Origin of the sequence: Pseudomonas sp. B21-059 (genome assembly GCF_026016285.1) — a bacterium.
GTDB classification, from domain to species: Bacteria; Pseudomonadota; Gammaproteobacteria; order Pseudomonadales; family Pseudomonadaceae; genus Aquipseudomonas; species Aquipseudomonas danubii.
Window position 1 is genome coordinate 4,931,745 of sequence record NZ_CP087201.1, and the last position, 18,808, is coordinate 4,950,552.

The 18,808-nt window shown below is 61.0% G+C and carries 18 protein-coding genes; 14 read left to right on the plus strand and 4 right to left on the minus strand.

The genetic code is table 11. The annotated features are described in order from the left end of the window. Positions 1 to 7: 7 nt before the first annotated feature. Together LOY69_RS21620 and LOY69_RS21625 are read right to left on the minus strand one after the other, a co-directional pair. Entirely contained in the window at positions 8 to 1,165 is a 1,158-nt protein-coding gene (locus LOY69_RS21620; protein ID WP_102880515.1) for a patatin-like phospholipase family protein, read from the minus strand. Positions 1,166 to 1,215: 50 nt separating this feature from the next. Next, the gene (locus LOY69_RS21625; protein WP_102880516.1) at positions 1,216 to 2,148 is read right to left on the minus strand and encodes a lipid A biosynthesis lauroyl acyltransferase; all 933 of its coding nucleotides are present in this window, start codon (positions 2,146 to 2,148) and stop codon (positions 1,216 to 1,218) included. 122 nt (positions 2,149 to 2,270) lie between these two features. Between LOY69_RS21625 and minC the strand changes: the two genes are divergently transcribed. The 7 genes from minC (at position 2,271) to LOY69_RS21660 (ending at position 8,959) form a co-directional block, all read left to right on the plus strand. Next, entirely contained in the window at positions 2,271 to 3,008 is a 738-nt protein-coding gene (gene minC / locus LOY69_RS21630) for a septum site-determining protein MinC (protein ID WP_102860793.1), read from the plus strand. Between the two features lie 200 nt (positions 3,009 to 3,208). Next, on the plus strand, positions 3,209 to 4,021 hold the full coding sequence (gene minD / locus LOY69_RS21635) for a septum site-determining protein MinD (protein ID WP_011062650.1): 813 nt from the start codon (positions 3,209 to 3,211) through the stop codon (positions 4,019 to 4,021). Next, entirely contained in the window at positions 4,021 to 4,275 is a 255-nt protein-coding gene (minE, locus tag LOY69_RS21640) for a cell division topological specificity factor MinE (protein WP_007898843.1), read from the plus strand. The genes minD and minE overlap by 1 nt, the downstream gene beginning before the upstream one ends. Positions 4,276 to 4,367: 92 nt before the next feature. Next, positions 4,368 to 5,003, plus strand: a complete 636-nt coding sequence (locus LOY69_RS21645) for an RluA family pseudouridine synthase (protein ID WP_102860792.1) — start codon at positions 4,368 to 4,370, stop codon at positions 5,001 to 5,003. A 140-nt stretch (positions 5,004 to 5,143) separates the two neighbouring features. Further along, positions 5,144 to 6,433 carry a M18 family aminopeptidase gene (locus LOY69_RS21650; protein ID WP_077934615.1) on the plus strand — a complete coding sequence of 430 codons (1,290 nt, stop codon included), beginning with the start codon at positions 5,144 to 5,146 and terminating at the stop codon, positions 6,431 to 6,433. A gap of 83 nt (positions 6,434 to 6,516) precedes the next feature. Further along, positions 6,517 to 6,723, plus strand: a complete 207-nt coding sequence (locus LOY69_RS21655; protein WP_102860790.1) for a hypothetical protein — start codon at positions 6,517 to 6,519, stop codon at positions 6,721 to 6,723. 79 nt (positions 6,724 to 6,802) lie between these two features. Further along, positions 6,803 to 8,959 carry a mechanosensitive ion channel family protein gene (locus tag LOY69_RS21660; RefSeq protein ID WP_110594660.1) on the plus strand — a complete coding sequence of 719 codons (2,157 nt, stop codon included), beginning with the start codon at positions 6,803 to 6,805 and terminating at the stop codon, positions 8,957 to 8,959. Positions 8,960 to 8,998: 39 nt separating this feature from the next. On the opposite strand, the gene LOY69_RS21665 is transcribed toward LOY69_RS21660, so the two are convergent. Further along, positions 8,999 to 9,712: a UTRA domain-containing protein gene (locus LOY69_RS21665; RefSeq protein WP_102860788.1), complete on the minus strand. Its 714-nt coding sequence runs from the start codon at positions 9,710 to 9,712 to the stop codon at positions 8,999 to 9,001. Between the two features lie 363 nt (positions 9,713 to 10,075). On the opposite strand from LOY69_RS21665, the gene LOY69_RS21670 reads away from it, so the two are divergent. The 6 genes from LOY69_RS21670 (at position 10,076) to LOY69_RS21695 (ending at position 15,395) form a co-directional block, all read left to right on the plus strand. Next, a complete protein-coding gene (locus tag LOY69_RS21670) occupies positions 10,076 to 11,143 on the plus strand; it encodes an ABC transporter substrate-binding protein (RefSeq protein ID WP_265073575.1) in 1,068 nt (355 codons plus the stop codon). A 136-nt stretch (positions 11,144 to 11,279) separates the two neighbouring features. Beyond that, positions 11,280 to 12,086 (plus strand): alkaline phosphatase family protein, encoded by an 807-nt coding sequence (locus LOY69_RS21675; RefSeq protein WP_213665800.1) that lies wholly within the window; start codon positions 11,280 to 11,282, stop codon positions 12,084 to 12,086. Then, the gene (locus LOY69_RS21680; RefSeq protein WP_102880521.1) at positions 12,083 to 12,928 is read left to right on the plus strand and encodes an ABC transporter permease; all 846 of its coding nucleotides are present in this window, start codon (positions 12,083 to 12,085) and stop codon (positions 12,926 to 12,928) included. Before LOY69_RS21675 ends, LOY69_RS21680 begins: the two co-directional genes overlap by 4 nt. Then, positions 12,915 to 13,715, plus strand: a complete 801-nt coding sequence (locus LOY69_RS21685) for an ABC transporter permease (RefSeq protein WP_102860784.1) — start codon at positions 12,915 to 12,917, stop codon at positions 13,713 to 13,715. The genes LOY69_RS21680 and LOY69_RS21685 overlap by 14 nt, the downstream gene beginning before the upstream one ends. After that, positions 13,712 to 14,701 carry an ABC transporter ATP-binding protein gene (locus LOY69_RS21690; protein ID WP_170001895.1) on the plus strand — a complete coding sequence of 330 codons (990 nt, stop codon included), beginning with the start codon at positions 13,712 to 13,714 and terminating at the stop codon, positions 14,699 to 14,701. Before LOY69_RS21685 ends, LOY69_RS21690 begins: the two co-directional genes overlap by 4 nt. 40 nt (positions 14,702 to 14,741) lie before the next feature. Continuing rightward, positions 14,742 to 15,395 (plus strand): HAD family hydrolase, encoded by a 654-nt coding sequence (locus LOY69_RS21695; protein WP_102880523.1) that lies wholly within the window; start codon positions 14,742 to 14,744, stop codon positions 15,393 to 15,395. A 122-nt stretch (positions 15,396 to 15,517) separates the two neighbouring features. Here LOY69_RS21695 and LOY69_RS21700 read toward each other — a convergent pair whose 3' ends face one another. Continuing rightward, positions 15,518 to 16,480: a zinc-binding dehydrogenase gene (locus tag LOY69_RS21700; protein WP_102880524.1), complete on the minus strand. Its 963-nt coding sequence runs from the start codon at positions 16,478 to 16,480 to the stop codon at positions 15,518 to 15,520. A 138-nt stretch (positions 16,481 to 16,618) separates the two neighbouring features. Here LOY69_RS21700 and LOY69_RS21705 point away from each other — a divergent pair, with 138 nt between their 5' ends. Continuing rightward, positions 16,619 to 18,703 (plus strand): carboxy terminal-processing peptidase, encoded by a 2,085-nt coding sequence (locus LOY69_RS21705; RefSeq protein WP_265073576.1) that lies wholly within the window; start codon positions 16,619 to 16,621, stop codon positions 18,701 to 18,703. The last annotated feature ends 105 nt before the right edge of the window (positions 18,704 to 18,808 follow it).

Here is an 18,808-nt window from a genome sequence, read left to right on the forward strand (position 1 = left end):
CCGGGCATCAACCCTTAAGGCCCAGAAACCGCGCCAACTCCTCGCCCTTGGCCAGGGCGTCACTGCGCCCCAGTTCGATCAACTCGCTGCAATACGACGCCTCGAACAGCAAATAGCTCAGGACCCCGGCGCCACTGGTCCGGGTTGCCCCCGGTCCGCGCAGGAACAAGCGCAGAGCCGCTGGCAACTCCTGCCGGTGCCGCGCCGCTATTTCGTCGATCGGCTGACTCGGGGCAATCACCAGCACTTCCACCGGCGCGATACCCAAGCCGCGATCCGCCGCACTGCCAGGTAACAGCCGACTGAAATGATTGAGCCGCTCCAGCAGTTCGATATCGCTTTCCAGGCTGTCAATAAAGGTGCTGTTGAGCATATGGCCACCGATCTGCGCCAGAGTCGGCTGCTGCCCGGTGTAAGAACGCTGCCGGGTGGCGTCTGGATCATTGCCCCGCGGGTTGCCACTGACACCCACCACCAGCACGCGGCTGGCCCCCAGGTGCAACGCCGGGCTGATGGGCGCCGACTGGCGCACGGCACCGTCACCGAAATACTCTTGGTCGAGCTTCACTGGCGCGAACAGCAAGGGAATCGCCGCGCTGGCCAGCAGGTGGTCCACCGTCAGCTGAATGGGAACGCCGATGCGCCGATGACGCAACCAGGGATCGATGACCCCGCCACCTTGATAAAAAGTCACCGCCTGTCCGGATTCGTAGCCAAAGGCCGTCACCGCTACCGCATGCAGCTGGCCTTGGGAAATGGCCTGGTTGATGCCCGAAAGATGCATGTGCTGATTGAGCAGGTCGCGTAGCGGCGAGTTGTTAATCAGCGCCACCGGCACCTGAGCACCGAGCCCCAACAGGCTGTGGCCGACAAAACGACTGGCCTGGCGAATCACTCCCGGCCAATCGCTGCGCATCACCTGATCGCTGCGAAAGCTGCGCCAGAATGCCGTGAGGCGTTCGATTGCCGCGGGAAAATCCGTGGCCCCACTGGCCAGGCTGACCGCGTTGATGGCCCCGGCAGAGGTACCAACGATCACCGGAAACGGATTTCGCGCCCCCGGCCCCAACAGCTCGGCGATCGCCGCCAGCACGCCCACCTGATAGGCGGCACGCGCACCACCGCCGGAAAGAATCAAACCTGTGATCGGTTGCGCAACACTCATCAACTCACTCCATCCGTGGCGCACAAGATCCGGCAATCAATGCCAGGCGGTCAACCGCGCTTCTTGTAAAGCTTGGGCTCGCCCGGCGGCCGGCTCTTGAAGCGTCGATGGGCCCAGAGGTACTGCTCGGGACAGGCGCGCAACGCACTTTCCACCCACTGATTGATCCGCAGGCAATCCTCTTCTTCAGTGGCACCGGGAAAATCCGTCAGGGGTGCATGAATCACCAGGCGATAGCCACTGCCATCGGCCAGGCGCTCCTGGGTGAAAGGCACGACCAGCGCCTTGCCCAGGCGGGCGAACTTGCTGGTGGCGGTCACGGTAGCCGCCTGGATACCGAACAACGGCACGAACAGGCTCTGCTTGGCGCCATAGTCCTGGTCCGGTGCATACCAGATGGCCCGTCCGGAACGCAGCAGCTTGAGCATGCCACGCACGTCCTCTCGCTCCACGGCCAGGGAATCCAGGTTGTGTCGCTCGCGGCCACGACGCTGAATGAAATCGAACAGCGGGTTCTTGTGCTCGCGGTACATGCCATCGATGGTGTGCTGCTGCCCCAGCAGCGCCGCGCCAATTTCCAGGGTAGTGAAGTGCAGGGCCATGAGAATCACCCCATGACCTTCGCGCTGGGCCTGCTTGAGGTGTTCCAGGCCTTCGACATGGGCTAGGCGCGCCAGACGCTGCTTGGACCACCACCAGCTCATGGCCATTTCGAAGAAGGCGATCCCGGTGGAGGCGAAGTTTTCCTTGAGCAGGCGTTTGCGCTCTGCGGCGGATTTTTCCGGGAAACACAGCTCCAGATTGCGTCGGGCGATAGACCGTCGATCGCCGGCTACTCGGTACATCAACGCCCCCAGGGCGCGACCGATTTGCAGGAGCACGGGATAAGGCAGCTGGACGATCAGCCATAACACGCCAAGTCCCAGCCACAGCGGCCAGAAACGTGGAGACAAGAATGCAGCTCGAAAACGCGGGCGATCCATTACAGATTCCGGGACAGACAACAAGGTCGCGCATTCTACATCGGTTCGACCTGGCTTGCGGGGCGCGGGCGATCTCGTTATAAGTCTCGGCACTTTTAGTGACAAGCCGCCTTCTGCAGACCATGAGCCAAACCGAATCGCTAGACCAAGATCCTGTGTTCCAGTTAAAGGGCAGCATGCTTGCCATCACGGTGCTGGAACTGGCCCGCAACGACCTTGAAGGCCTCGATCGCCAACTGGCCGCGAAGGTCGCCCAGGCGCCAAACTTCTTCAGCAACGCGCCACTGGTACTGGCGCTGGACAAGCTGCCTGCTGCCGAAGGCTCGGTGGATCTGCCCGGGCTGATGCGTGTCTGCCGCCAGCACGGTCTGCGCACCCTGGCGATCCGCGCCAGCCGGATTGAAGACATTGCAGCGGCCATTGCCGTCGATCTGCCAGTGCTGCCACCTTCCGGTGCCCGGGAGCGCCCCCTCGATCCGCCGGAAAGCGAGGTCAAGAAAGTACCGGAAAAGCCGCCTGAACCAACCGTGAAACCGACCCGCATCATCACTTCGCCAGTACGCGGCGGACAGCAGATCTACGCCCAAGGTGGCGATCTGGTCGTGGTGTCCTCGGTCAGCCCCGGCGCGGAACTTCTCGCCGATGGCAATATCCATGTATACGGCCCAATGCGTGGTCGGGCGCTGGCTGGCGTCAAAGGTGACACCAAGGCACGGATTTTCTGTCAGCAATTGAGCGCTGAACTGATCTCCATCGCCGGTCAGTACAAGGTTTCCGAAGACCTGCGGCGCGACCCTTTGTGGGGCTCTGGAGTCCAGGTCAGCCTGTCGGGTGACGTGTTGAACATCACACGTCTTTAACGGATACTGCCGCATTTTCCAAGCATCTCTAAAACGTAGCGATTACGGCTCAAACGAAGTAGGAAATTGGCAATCAGCAGAGTTTATCGACGATAAACCCTGCCGCTGACCGAGCTCCAGCCAAGGCTGTCCGACTGCAGTAGTTTTCAAGAGATGTTTTTCAGGGGCTAAAAGTCCTTTTTCCTTAGGGGTGAAACACCTTGGCCAAGATTCTCGTGGTTACATCCGGCAAGGGTGGTGTGGGTAAAACCACCACCAGCGCCGCTATCGGTACCGGCCTCGCTCTGCGCGGTCACAAAACAGTCATCGTCGACTTCGACGTCGGCTTGCGTAACCTCGACCTGATTATGGGTTGCGAGCGTCGCGTGGTGTATGACTTCGTCAACGTGGTCAATGGCGAAGCCAACCTGCAGCAAGCCCTGATCAAAGACAAGCGCCTGGAAAACCTCTACGTACTGGCCGCCAGCCAGACACGCGACAAAGACGCGCTGACCCTGGAAGGCGTGGAAAAAGTCCTGATGGAACTCAAGGAAACCTTCGAGTTCGTGGTCTGCGACTCCCCAGCCGGTATCGAGAAAGGCGCCCACTTGGCCATGTACTTCGCCGACGAAGCGATTGTCGTGACCAACCCTGAAGTCTCTTCGGTCCGCGACTCCGACCGTATGCTCGGCCTGCTGGCCAGCAAATCCCGCCGCGCCGAAAAAGGCGAAGACGCGATCAAGGAGCACCTGCTGTTGACCCGTTACAACCCGGAGCGCGTCAGCAATGGCGAAATGCTTGGCGTTGAAGACGTCAAAGAAATTCTCGCAGTGACCCTGCTGGGCGTGATTCCGGAATCCCAGGCCGTGCTCAAGGCTTCCAACCAGGGCGTGCCGGTGATTCTCGACGACCAGAGCGATGCGGGCCAGGCCTACAGCGACGCAGTCGATCGTTTGCTGGGCAAAACCGTGGAACACCGGTTCCTTGATGTCGAGAAGAAGGGATTCTTCGAGCGCCTGTTTGGAGGTAGATAATGAATCTTTTTGACTTCTTTCGTGCCAGCAAAAAGGTCAGCACCGCGTCGGTAGCGAAAGAGCGTCTACAGATCATCGTGGCGCATGAACGCGGCCAGCGCAGCACCCCTGATTACTTGCCCGCCTTGCAGAAGGAACTGGTGGAAGTGATCCGCAAGTACGTCAATATCGGGTCCGACGACGTGCACGTCGCTCTGGAAAACCAGGGCAGTTGCTCGATCCTGGAACTCAATATCACCCTGCCTGATCGCTGATTGATCCGACGGGAGCCACGGCGGCTCGCTGACTTCATGCATAGCATTGAGGTCGGCGAGCCGCCGTTGGCGTTTGTTACGAGGCTGTTTTAATGCCGTTGTCGAATATCCACATCCTGCATCAGGACCCCGCCGTCCTGGTGGTGAACAAACCCACCCTGCTGCTTTCAGTCCCCGGTCGCGCCGACGACAACAAGGACTGCCTGATCACTCGCCTGCAGGAAAATGGCTACCCCGAAGCCCGTATCGTCCACCGACTGGATTGGGAAACCTCAGGGATCATTCTCCTGGCCCGGGACGCGGACACCCATCGCGAACTGTCGCGACAGTTTCATGACCGCGAAACCGAAAAAGCCTACACCGCCCTGTGCTGGGGCCAGCCGGAACTGGACAGCGGCAGCATCGATCTGCCCTTGCGCTATGACCCGCCAACCAAACCCCGGCATGTGGTGGACCACGAATTCGGCAAGCACGCCCTGACCTTCTGGCGAGTGCTGGAGCGCTGCGGCGACTGGTGCCGGGTCGAGCTGACCCCCATCACCGGCCGCTCTCATCAGTTGCGGGTACACATGCTGTCCATCGGGCACCCACTACTGGGCGATGGCCTCTACGCCCACCCGCAGGCCTTGGCCGCCTGGCCAAGGCTGTGCCTGCATGCCAGCATGCTCAGCTTCACTCATCCCCAGACCGGTGAGCGCCTGCGCTTCGATTGCCCCGCGCCCTTCTGACAGCGTTCTGCAGGAGCGGGTTTTCCGGCGAAGCCCCCCTGACGACCATCCCCCAGGTCGACAACCGCTTCGCCGGCAAGCCGGCTCCTACAGTGCCCTGCTATACGTTAAACTCGCGCCACTGCTGTCTGGAGCTACTTATGCGCGAAGAGTTGAACCAAGGCCTGATTGACTTCCTCAAGGCCTCCCCTACCCCTTTCCATGCCACTGCCAGCCTTGTTCAACGTCTGGAAGCGGCAGGTTACCAGCGCCTCGACGAGCGCGAGCCGTGGACCACCGAAGCCAACGGCCGCTACTACGTCACCCGCAACGACTCCTCCATCGTCGCCTTCAAGCTGGGCCGGCATTCGCCCCTGCAAGGCGGCATCCGCCTGGTGGGCGCCCACACCGACAGCCCCTGCCTGCGGGTCAAGCCTCAGCCTGAACTGCAGCGCCAGGGTTTCTGGCAACTGGGTGTGGAAGTCTATGGCGGCGCACTGCTGGCTCCCTGGTTCGACCGTGACTTGTCACTGGCCGGCCGCGTAACCTTCCGCCGCGATGGCAAGGTGGAAAGCCAACTGATCGACTTCAAGGCCCCCATCGCGATCATTCCCAACCTGGCCATCCACCTCAACCGTGAAGCCAATCAGGGCTGGGCGATCAACGCGCAGAACGAATTGCCGCCGATCCTTGCCCAGTTTGCCGGTGACGAACGGGTGGATTTCCGTGCCGTGCTGACCGACCAACTGGCCCGCGAACACGGTCTGAACGCCGATGTGGTGCTGGACTACGAGCTGAGCTTCTACGACACCCAGAGCGCTGCCGTGATCGGTCTGCACGGTGACTTCATTGCCGGCGCACGCCTGGACAACCTGCTGTCCTGCTACGCCGGGTTGCAGGCCCTGTTGACGGCCGACAGCGAGGAAACCTGCGTACTGGTGTGCAACGACCATGAAGAAGTCGGCTCCTGCTCGGCTTGCGGCGCCGATGGCCCGATGCTCGAACAGACCCTGCGCCGCCTGCTGCCCGAAGGCGACGAGTTCGTCCGCACCATCCAGAAATCGCTGCTGATTTCCGCAGACAACGCCCACGGCGTGCACCCCAACTACGCTGACAAGCACGACGCCAATCACGGCCCGAAACTCAATGCCGGCCCGGTGATCAAGGTCAACAGCAACCAGCGCTACGCCACCAACAGCGAAACCGCCGGTTTCTTCCGCCATCTGTGCATGGCCGAGGAAGTCCCGGTGCAGAGCTTCGTGGTGCGCAGCGACATGGGTTGCGGCTCGACCATCGGCCCGATCACCGCCAGCCACCTGGGCGTGCGCACTGTCGACATCGGCTTGCCGACCTTCGCCATGCACTCGATCCGTGAACTCTGTGGCAGCCATGACCTGGCCCACCTGGTAAAGGTGCTGAGCGCGTTCTACGCCAGCCACGAACTGCCCTGAGTTGTCACCGCGGGCGCCCCTCAGGGGGCCCCGCCGGTTTCTGATACACATCAACCCGGGGCGCGGCAAAGCGACCTAGACTTATGAGTACTCTTCCTGACAAGGCCGTCGCCATGATCTCGATGTCTGCGTTCCACTCCATGCTCATCCCGATTCTCACGGGCATGATTCTCCTGGCCATCGGCTTCAACTTCCGGGACAAGAACCTCGGTGTGTTCAGCATGTGGATTGGCATGCTGCTGATTCTCGGCACTGTGGTTTACAAAATCCTCGCCAAACTGGCGGAATAAATGCCGCGCTCGCCCTCGCATTGAATTTGGTGGCCTCGTACACTCGGTCGATCCGATTTTCTCCGAGGTTGACCGCCCAGTGTTCGCTCGTCTTTTCGCCCTGCCCTGCTTTGCGCTTGTCTGCCTGCTGACCTTCCTGCCCCTGAGCAGTGCGCAGGCGGTTGGCCTGCCGGGCCTGCTGGGCAACCAGAGCAAACCGCAACCACAGGCCGAAGAGCCCCTGGGACAGTCTTTGGACGAGGTGATCAAATCCCTGGAAAACGACCAGCAACGCGCCAAGCTGCTGGCTGATCTGAAAAAACTCCGGGACGCCACGAAAAAAGCCCAGCCCGCCACTGAAGAAGGCGTGCTCGGCCTGATCGGCGGCACTCTGTCGAGCCTGGAGAAACAGTTCTCCGGCGCTGATAGCCCCTTGAACCGCTGGACCGACGAGTTCGATCAAGCCCAGGAAGAACTGTCGGCGTTGATGCTGCCAGCCAGCCAATGGCTACCGATCATTTTTGCCTTTGCCCTGATTCTCATGGTCTGGAGTCTGCTGGCGGCGGCGCTGATCTGGCTCAGCCACCGGGTGCGCCTGCGTTTCGGTCTCACCGAAGAACTGCCCCAGCACCCCAAGACCTGGGACTTGCTGCGCTTCGCCCTGCGCAAGCTCGGCCCCTGGCTGATCGCTCTGCTGATCACCGTCTACATGACCTACTCCCTGCCCTCGTCATTGGGCAAGGACCTGGCCATGGTCCTGGCTTACGCCCTGGTGGTGGGCACCTGTTTTTCGGCGATCTGTGTGGTGGCGTTTTCCGTCCTCGATGGTCCGCATCGTCATCGTGCCCTGTATATCCTGCGCCGCCAGGCGTTCCGACCGCTGTGGTGGATCGGCAGCTTCGCCGCGTTCGGCGAGGCCCTGAGCGACCCTCGGATGGTGGCCAGCCTCGGCCAGCACCTGGCCCATACCGCCGCGACTTTCGCCAATGTCATGGCGGCGCTGTCCACCGGGGTATTCATCCTGCGCTTTCGCCGGCCGATCGCGCACCTGATCCGCAACCAGCCGCTGGCGCGACGCCTGACCCGCCGCGCCTTGAGCGACACCATCGAAATCATCGGCACCTTCTGGTACCTCCCCGCCCTGGTGCTGGTGGGCATTTCGCTGTTCGCCACCTTCGTTTCCGCCGGCGACACCAGCACGGCCCTGCGCCAGTCACTGTTGTGCACGGTGCTGCTGGTGCTGTGCATGGTGATCAACGGCCTGGTGCGGCGCCACGCCCTCAAGCCCCAGCGTGGGCACAAGCGCCATGCGCTGTATTCCGAACGACTGAAAAGCTTCTTCTATACCCTGGCCCATCTGGCGGTGTGGCTGGCGTTCATCGAACTGGGCCTGCGGGTCTGGGGCATGTCGCTGATCCGCTTCACCGAAGGCGACGGCCATGAAGTCAGCGTCAAGCTGTTCAGCCTCGCAGGCACCCTGATCTTCGCCTGGCTGATCTGGATCTTGAGCGACACCGCGGTGCATCACGCGCTGACCCGCTCGCGCAAGGGCCTGGCCAACGCCCGCGCACAGACCATGATGCCGTTGATCCGTAACGTGCTGTTCGTGGCGATTTTCATCATCGCCACCATCGTCGCCCTGGCCAACATGGGCATGAACGTCACGCCGCTGCTGGCCGGTGCCGGTGTCATCGGTCTGGCCATCGGTTTCGGCGCCCAGTCGCTGGTAGCAGACTTGATCACCGGTCTGTTCATCATCATCGAAGACTCCCTGGCCATCGACGATTACGTGGATGTCGGCGGTCACCTGGGCACCGTCGAGGGCCTGACCATCCGCACCGTGCGCCTGCGGGACATCGACGGCATCGTGCACACCATCCCGTTCAGCGAAATCAAGAGCATCAAGAACTACTCCCGGGAGTTCGGCTACGCGATCTTTCGCGTGGCGATTCCCTACAACATGGAGATCGACGACGCGATCAAGCTGATGCGCGACGTGGGCCAGAAGATGCGTACCGACCCCTTGCAGCGACGCAACATCTGGTCGCCCCTGGAGATCCAGGGAGTGGAGAGTTTCGAGTCCGGCAGCGCCATCCTACGGGCCCGTTTCAAGACCGCGCCGATCAAGCAATGGGAAGTGTCCCGGGCGTTCAACCTGTCCCTCAAGCGTCACCTGGACGAAGCCGGACTGGACCTGGCCACCCCGCGCATGAGCATCCAGGTGATCACCCCCGGCAGCGCCCCGGAAAAGCAATGACCCCTTAGGCGCCGTCTTGCCGGCCAACGGTACGGGCGTCTAAAGAACGTCAACGCCAACGTGAATTGCGTCATGCCGCCAGAACTCCAGATCACAGTCGATCAGCCGCTCATGCTGGTCATAGTTGACCCGGGCGATGCGCAGCCCGGGGCTGCCCACCGACACCTTCAAGGCCGCCGCCGCTTCCGGCTGCAATGAGGTGGGCACGATCTCGAAGCGCACCCGCCCGTAATGCAGGTCGTAATGCCGGGCATAGAGCTCGGTGATCGACTGGTTCAAATCCAGGTCGAGAATGTGTGGAAAGTACTTGGGGTTCAGGTAGTGCTCCACATACAGCACCAGCCGGTCATCGATGCGCCGCGCTCGACAGATCTGGATCACGCTGGACAGTGCCGGTAATTGCAGCCAGGCGCAGACCGCCGCCGACGCCGGTTGCAGGCGCGCCGAGATCACCTCAGTGGAAGGCACTCGCCCCTGGGCGCTGACCATGGCGTGAAAGTGACTGCGCTGCATCAGGTTGTAGGCCAGCCGCGGCGGCGAAACGAACCAGCCCCGACGCTCCTCGCGGTAGATCTGCCCCTGGGCCTCCAATTGCAGCAGGGCCTCGCGCACGGTGATGCGGGTGGTGGCGAACAACTCGCTGAGCTTGCGCTCGGCCGGCAGTTTGCTGCCGGGCGCCAACAGACCATGGGCGATCTGCTCCTGCAGGACCTGGCCGATGGCTGTCACCGCTTTGGTTGCATCAATACGCATCAACGTTACCTATCTGGACTAGACCAGCACTGTTTCAGGGCAGCGCAAGGGCCGGGGCAGTGCTCTGCATCTGTGTCGAAAGCCTAGGCAATGCATATGACTGATAGATGACAACGCCGCTGAGCGAGCCTTTGGTGAACCTGCAAATTGCCCGCCAGAACCTTGCAGAACGGGTGTTTGGGCATGGTCTACGCTTATTTCGCAGCGCCGAACCTGCGCCCGAATCCATGCGCCGACCATTGGCACCGACATCAAAGTGTCATCCAACACGCCTAAATTGGCTCAGGTATTGCTGACCTAGACCAACCCACCGCAAGACCGTCGATAACAACGCAGCGTTGAACACGCCCAAAGGAGCTTCGGATGAAACAGCTTTTCCTGGCATCACTGTTAGGTTCGACCATTGCCCTGTGCACCGCCGCCATGGCTGCTGACAACGATTTGAAAACCCTGGAAGCCGCTGCGAAAGCAGAAGGCGCGGTGAACAGTGTCGGCATGCCCGACGACTGGGCCAACTGGAAAGGCACCTGGGAGGACCTGGCGAAAATCTACGGCCTCAAGCACATCGACACCGACATGAGTTCGGCCCAGGAGATCGCCAAGTTCGCCGCGGAAAAAGACAACGCCAGCGCCGACATCGGCGACGTCGGCGCCGCCTTCGGCCCCATCGCAGTCAAGCAGGGTGTGACCCAACCCTACAAACCCAGCACCTGGGCCCAGGTCCCGGACTGGGCCAAGGACAAAGACGGCAACTGGGCGCTGGCCTATACCGGCACCATCGCCTTCATCATCAATAAAAAGCTGCTGCACGGGTCTGAGGCGCCGAAGAGCTGGGCAGATCTGGAGAAAGGCAAGTACAAAGTCTCCATCGGTGACGTGAGCACCGCAGCCCAAGCCGCCAACGGCGTGCTGGCCGCGGCCATTGCCAAAGGCGGCGACGAAAAGAACATCCAGCCGGCGCTGCTGATGTTCGCCGAGATCGCCAAGCAGGGTCGCCTGTCCCTGGCCAACCCGACCATCGCCACCATGGAGAAAGGTGAAGTGGAAGTGGGCGTGGTCTGGGATTTCAACGGCCTGAGCTACCGCAACAAGATGGTCAACAAGGATGACTACGAAGTGCTGATCCCATCCGACGGCTCGGTCATCTCCGGCTACACCACCATCATCAACAAATACGCCAAGCATCCCAACGCCGCCAAGCTGACCCGCGAGTACATCTTCAGCGATGCCGGCCAGACCAACCTGGCTCGCGGCAATGCGCGCCCGATCCGTGCCGAGCATCTGACTCTGCCGGCGGACGTCCAGGCCAACCTGCTGCCCAACGAGCAATACAAGCACGTAACCCCGATCAAGGACGCCGACGCCTGGGAGAAAACCTCCAAGTCCCTGCCGCAGAAGTGGCAGGAAGAAGTGATCATCAACATGCCGTAATACTGCATCAGTCGTAGCAGCCGGCTTGCCGGCGAAGGCCTGTACGAGCGTGCAGGCACCTTCGCCGGCAAGGGCATTGCCGTCCGGCCGCTACTACAGGTTCCATGCGTTGCCTGATCCCGGAGTTCCCCCGTTCATGAAGCACAACGTCATCCTTGTGGTGCTCGACGGCCTCAACCACGAAGTTGCCCGACACGCCATGGGCCACCTGCAAGCCTACGTCGGCGCAGGCCGCGCCGCCCTGTACAAGCTGCAATGCGAATTGCCGGCCCTGTCCCGACCGCTGTACGAGTGCCTCCTCACCGGTGTCGCGCCGATCGACAGCGGTATCGTCCACAACCAGGTCTCGCGCCTGTCCAACCAGCGCAGTATTTTCCACTATGCCCGCGAGGCCGGCCGCTCCACTGCCGCCGCGGCCTATCATTGGGTCAGCGAGCTGTACAACCGCAGTCCCTTCAATGCACCACGGGACCGGCACACCGCCAATCCCGAGCTGCCGATCCAGTACGGCCATTTCTATTGGAACGATCACTATCCCGACTCCCATCTCTTCGCCGATGCGGAGAGCCTGCGCCTGCGGCACCAACCGGATTTTCTCCTGGTGCACCCGATGAACATCGATGACGCCGGTCACAAGCACGGCCTCGACAGCACCCAGTACCGCAACAGCGCGCGTTCGGCAGACATCATCCTCGCCGACTATCTGCAAGGCTGGCTCGATGCTGGCTACCAGGTGTTGGTGACCGCCGACCACGGCATGAACAACGACCGCTCCCACAACGGTCTCTTGGCCGAGGAGCGGGAAGTTCCGTTGTTCGTTCTCGGCAATGCCTTCAGTCTCGACCCAGGTGCCACGCCAAAGCAGACCGAACTGTGCGGCACCATCTGCCAACTACTGGGCGTGCCCCATGACAAACCCTTCTGCCGGGAGCTGTTGCAGTGAATTCAGTCACCCGCGGCAAATGGCTGGCGGCACTCTGTCTGGTGCCTTTTGCCCTGTTCTTCATCGTGTTCCAGATCGCCCCGCTGGTGTGGGTGCTGATCAACAGCCTGCAGTCGGAAGAGTTCGGCTGGGGCCTGGCCAACTTCAGCAAGATCTTCAGCTCGAAGTTCTACCTGCAGGCGATCCGGCACAGCCTGGAGATCAGTTTCTGGTCCAGCGTGTTCGGCATCATCATTGCGGTGCTGGGCAGTTACTCCCTGCGCAGGGTGGACTCCAAACTGCGCAACTTCGTCAACGCCTTCGCCAACATGACCAGCAATTTCTCCGGCGTGCCCCTGGCCTTTGCCTTCATCATTCTCCTGGGCTTCAACGGCACCATCACCATCATGCTCAAGCAGTCGGGGATCATTCAGGACTTCAACCTGTATTCCAAGACCGGGCTGATCATTCTCTACACCTACTTCCAGATTCCCCTGGGGGTGCTGTTGCTGTACCCGGCCTTCGACGCCCTGCGCGAAGACTGGCGTGAATCCGCCGCGCTGCTGGGGGCCAACGGCTGGCAGTTCTGGCGCCACATCGGGCTGCCCGTGCTGACCCCGGCATTGCTGGGCACCTTCGTCATCCTGCTGGCCAATGCCCTGGGCGCCTATGCCACGGTCTACGCCCTGACCACCGGCAACTTCAACGTGCTGCCGATCCGCATTGCCGCCATGGTTTCCGGGGACATCTCCCTGGACCCGAACATGGCCAGCGCCCTGGCGGTGGTGCTGGTGGCCCTGATGACCCTGGTCACCATCGTCCATCAGTTGCTGTTGAAGAGGAGCTACCATGTCTCGCGCTGAACCCGGCTCCGCCGCCCTGTACCACCGGGTGGTGGTCTATCTGCTGTTCGCCATCCTGTTGCTGCCGTTGCTGGGGACCCTTGTCTACTCCATCGCCAGCAGTTGGTCGGCCACCATCCTGCCCAGCGGTTTCACCTTCAAGTGGTACCTGCAGCTGTGGAGCGACCCGCGCTTCCTCAATGCCTTCGGCCAGTCGCTGCTGGTCTGCGTCGGCGCGCTGGTGCTGTCGGTGGTGCTGATCCTGCCGCTGCTGTTTGTGGTGCACTACCACTTTCCCAAGCTCGACGCTTTGATGAACATCCTGATCCTGCTGCCCTTCGCGGTGCCGCCAGTGGTGTCATCGGTGGGCCTGCTGCAACTCTATGGCTCAGGGCCCTTCGCCATGGTTGGCACGCCCTGGATCCTCATCGGCTGCTACTTCACCGTGGCGCTGCCGTTCATGTACCGGGCCATCACCAACAACCTGCAAGCGATCAACCTGCGCGACCTGATGGACGCCGCCCAACTGCTCGGCGCCAGCACCTGGCAGGCAGCCTTCCTGGTGGTCCTGCCCAACCTGCGCAAAGGCCTGATGGTGGCGCTGCTGCTGTCCTTCTCCTTCCTGTTCGGCGAGTTCGTGTTCGCCAACATCCTGGTGGGCACCCGCTATGAAACCCTGCAGGTCTACCTGAACAACATGCGCAACAGCAGCGGCCACTTCACCAGCGCCCTGGTGATCTCCTACTTCTTCTTTGTGCTGGTTCTGACCTGGGCCGCCAACATCTTGAACAAGGACAAAAGCCAATGAGCTTCGTCAGCGTCCAACACCTGCAAAAGAACTACGCAGGCACCACGGTGTTCAGCGATATCAATTGCGAAATCCAGAAAGGCGAGTTCGTCACCCTGCTGGGCCCGTCCGGCTGTGGCAAGTCCACCCTGCTGCGCTGCATCGCCGGGCTGACCCCGGTGGACGGTGGCAAGATCCTTCTCGATGGCCAGGACATCGTGCCCTTGAGCCCGCAGAAACGCGGGATCGGCATGGTGTTCCAGAGCTATGCGTTGTTCCCCAACATGACTGTGGAGCAGAACGTCGCCTTCGGCCTGCGTATGCAGAAGGTCAACGCCAACGACAGCCGCAAGCGGGTCCTTGAAGCCTTGCAACTGGTGGAGCTCAACGACTTTGCCAGTCGTTATCCACACCAACTGTCCGGCGGCCAGTGCCAGCGGGTGGCTCTGGCCCGCTCCCTGGTGACCCGGCCGCGCTTGCTGTTGCTGGACGAGCCGTTGTCGGCCCTGGATGCACGTATCCGCAAGCACCTGCGTGAACAGATCCGCAACATCCAGCGGGAACTGGGCCTGACCACCATCTTCGTCACCCACGACCAGGAAGAAGCGCTGACCATGTCCGACCGGATCTTCCTGATGAACCAGGGCAGGATCGTCCAGAGCGGCGATGCCGAAACGCTCTACACCGCACCGGTGGATGTATTCGCGGCGGGTTTTATCGGCAACTACAACCTGCTGGACGCCGAAAGCGCCAGCAAGCTGCTGCAACGCCCGGTCAGCGGGCGTATCGCCATTCGCCCGGAAGCCATCGAACTCGGCAAGGAGGGCCAGCTTGATGCGCTGGTCCGCAGCCACAGCCTGCTGGGCAACGTGATTCGCTACCGGGTCGAGGCTCGCGGCGTGGAGCTGGTGGTGGATGTTCTCAACCGTTCGGCCGATGACCTGCACGCTGACGGTCAACGTCTGGCGCTGACCATCGATCCTGCCGCCCTGTGTGAGGTAGCCTGATGGCTTTCATGCAATTGATCCTGAAGAGAGAGCTGTACTGATGGCCTTGGCAATTTTTGATCTGGACGAAACCCTGATCCACGGCGACTGCGCCACCCTCTGGAGCGCACAGATGGGCCGCCTTGGCTGGGTCGACAGCGAGTCGTTCATGCGTCGCAACAACGAACTGATGGACGCTTACAGTCACGGCAAGCTGGCCATGGAAGAGTTCATGAACTTCAGTCTGGAACCCATGGCGGGGCGTACCCCGGAGGAGGTGGCGCACCTGGTGGAGCCTTGGGTGGAAGAGGTGATCGAGCCGATCATTTTCAGCGACGCCTGCAAGACTATCGCCGCTCACCGCCAGGCCGGCGACCGGATCCTGGTGATTTCAGCCTCGGGCACCCATCTGGTGAAGCCGATTGCCGCCCGCCTGGGCATCGACGAAGTGCTGGGCATTGAGCTGGAAGTACTGCACGGCGTATATAGCGGCAATACCCTTGGCACCCTGACCTACCGCGAAGGCAAGATCACCCGCCTGCTGGAATGGCTGGACGCCGAGGAAGAAAACCTGGAAGGCGCGACGTTCTACTCCGACTCGCGCAATGACCTGCCGCTGCTACTGCGGGTAGACCATCCCCAGGTGGTGAACCCAGACCCGGTACTGCGCGAACATGCAGAGAAGTCCGGTTGGCCGATCCACCACTGGAAGTAACCCTTGGCCCTGAAATGCCCGGACAGCCAGCTTCTATAGAAGCTGGCTGGTGTAGGAGCCGACTTGCCAGCCAAGCGGATTGCAACACCCTTTCGCCGGCCAGCCGGCTCTTACGCCAGCAATCACGTCAGGCTGGAGTCGATCACCAGCACCAGCTTGCCCGAGACCTGATTGGTCGCCAGCTCGGCAAATGCCGCTTCGGCGTCCCTGATCGCAAAGGTTTTGGCCAACTGTGGGCTCAGGCGTCCTTCAGCGAACAGCGGCCAGACGTTCTGCCCGAGGTCACGGAAAAGGTCAGCCTTGAACTGTTCGTCGCGGCTACGCAGGGTCGAGCCCAACAGCTGGATACGCTTGGCCAGCACCTGAGCCAGGTCCAGTTGCGCTTCACGCCCGCCCATCAGACCAATCAGCACCCAGCGCCCATCAACGGCCAGCAGCTTGAGGTTGCTGACCGCGTAATTGGCCCCTACAGGATCGAGGATCACGTCAAATGGACCGAAGTCCCGCAGCGCTTCCAGCCCCTCAGTCCGCACCACACCGCCTTGGGCGCCGAGACTTTCGCAATAGGCCAGGCGATCGGCGGAGCCGACACTCACCCAGCATGGATTGCCAAACGCCTTGCACAGCTGGATCGCGGCCGAACCGACACCACTGGCCCCCGCGTGCAACAGCACCTTCTCGCCAGGCTTGAGCGCCGCCAGTTGGAACAGATTGAGCCAGGCCGTGCTGTAGACCTCGGGCAACGCCGCGGCTTCGGCCAGGGACAACCCCTCGGGCACCGGCAGCACATGACGAGCATCAACCACCACTTCCTCGGCCATTCCGCCACCGGCCAGCAGCGCGCACACCCGGTCACCTATCTGCCAGGAAGAACCCGGCCCCACTTCGCTGATAATCCCGGAACACTCCAGGCCCAGGATCGGGCTGGCTCCCGGAGGGGGCGGATAGAGCCCTGCACGCTGCAACAGGTCGGCCCGATTGAGACCCGCAGCCGCCACCCGAATGCGAACCTGCCCTACATCACAGGCAGGACTTGGCTCTTCAACCCACTCCACATGACCTTCAACGCCTTGCAATGCTTTCACAGTGCCTCCATAGTGAGTCCGGACTGAGCCCGGAGCGGTAGCACCGGGCTTTTTGCATTATGCGACCGGTCCTTATGGAACCGGCGACTTCAAAGACGGCCTAATATGCGTTATCAATTGCCCCCGCGTCGAATCAGCATGAAGCATTTGTTCCCCAGCACCGCCCTCGCCCTTTTCATTGGTTTCGGCCTTCTGCCGATGTCGACCAATACGTTCGCAGCCAATAGCTGGGATCAACTTCAGCCCGATCGCGATGAGGTAATTGCCAGCCTCAATGTTGTAGAACTGCTCAAACGCCACCACTACAGCAAACCGCCGCTGGATGATGCGCGCTCGGTGATCATCTATGACAGCTACCTGAAGCTGTTGGACCCATCGCGCAGCTACTTCATGGCCAGCGATATCGCGGAATTCGACAAATGGAAAACCCAGTTTGACGACTTCCTCAAGAGCGGCGACCTGAATGCCGGCTTCACCATCTACAAGCGTTATCTGGACCGGGTCAAAGCGCGTCTGGACTTCGCCTTGGCGGAGCTCAACAAAGGCGTCGACAAGATCGACTTCAACGCCAAGGAGACCTTGCTGATCGACCGCAAGGACGCCCCTTGGCTCAGGACCACCGCAGAGCTTGACGACCTGTGGCGCAAACGCGTCAAGGACGAAGTGCTGCGCATGAAGATCGCTGGCAAGGAGCCCAAGCAGATTCAGGAGACGCTGACCAAGCGCTACAAGAATCAGCTGGCTCGCCTGGACCAGACCCGGGCCGAAGACATCTTCCAGGCCTACATCAACACCTTCGCCATGTCCTACGATCCGCACACCAATTATCTGTCGCCGGATAACGCGGAAAACTTCGACATCAACATGAGCCTGTCGCTGGAAGGCATCGGCGCCGTGTTGCAGAGCGACAACGACCAGGTCAAGGTCGTGCGCCTGGTGCCGGCAGGCCCGGCAGACAAGACCAAGCAGATAGCTCCCGCAGACAAGATCATCGGTGTCGCCCAAGGCAACAAGGAAATGGTTGACGTAGTGGGCTGGCGCCTGGACGAAGTGGTCAAGCTGATCCGTGGTCCGAAAGGCACCCTGGTACGCCTGGAAGTGATCCCGGCCAGCAATGCGCCAAACGACCAGACCAGCAAGATCGTGCCTATCACCCGCGAAGCGGTGAAGCTCGAAGACCAGGCAGTGAAGAAGTCGATCCTCAACCTCAAGCAGGATGGTAAGGACTACAAGCTCGGAGTGATCGAGATCCCGGCCTTCTACCTCGACTTCAAGGCGTTCCGCGCTGGTGATCCGGACTACAAGAGCACCACCCGCGATGTGAAAAAACTGCTGACCGAGTTGCAGAAAGACAAGGTCGATGGCGTGGTCATCGACCTGCGCAACAACGGCGGTGGCTCCCTCCAGGAAGCCACCGAACTGACCAGCCTGTTCATCGACAAAGGGCCGACAGTACTGGTACGCAACGCCGACGGTCGTGTGGATGTGCTGGAGGATGAAAACCCCGGCGCCTTCTATAAAGGCCCGATGGCACTGCTGGTAAACCGTCTCTCCGCCTCGGCTTCAGAAATTTTCGCTGGTGCCATGCAGGACTACCACCGAGCGCTAATCATCGGTGGACAGACCTTCGGCAAAGGTACGGTGCAAACCATTCAGCCACTGAACCATGGCGAGCTGAAACTGACCCTGGCCAAGTTCTATCGGGTTTCCGGCCAGAGCACCCAGCATCAGGGCGTTCTTCCGGACATCGGTTACCCGTCGATCATCGACACCAAGGAAATCGGTGAAAGCGCTCTGCCTGAAGCCATGCCATGGGACACCATTCGCCCGGCCATCAAACCGGCGGTGGATCCGTTCAAGCCATTCCTGGCCCAGCTCAAGGCCGAACATGAAAGCCGTTCAGCGAAAGATGCGGAGTTCGTGTTCATCCGCGACAAGTTGGCCCTGGCACAGAAACTGATGGCGGAAAAGACCGTCAGCCTCAACGAAGCGGATCGTCGGGCACAGCATGCCGACATCGAAGCCAAGCAACTGGCTCTGGAAAATGCTCGTCGCAAGGCCAAGGGTGAAGAGCCGCTCAAAGAGCTGAAGAAAGAAGACGAAGATGCACTGGCAGCTGCCGAACCAGACAAGACCAAGCCGGAAGACGACGCCTACCTGAGCGAAACAGGGCGCATTCTGCTGGACTATCTGAAGCTCAACACCTCGGTAGCCAAGCACTGAAGATGATGGCAATTTAATTCGATCGCTCCTCGGATCGTCATTAAACAGTCATCATTCTGTCGTGAAATAAAGGACCGGGCGCCGCTCTTGAATCAGGAGCGGCGC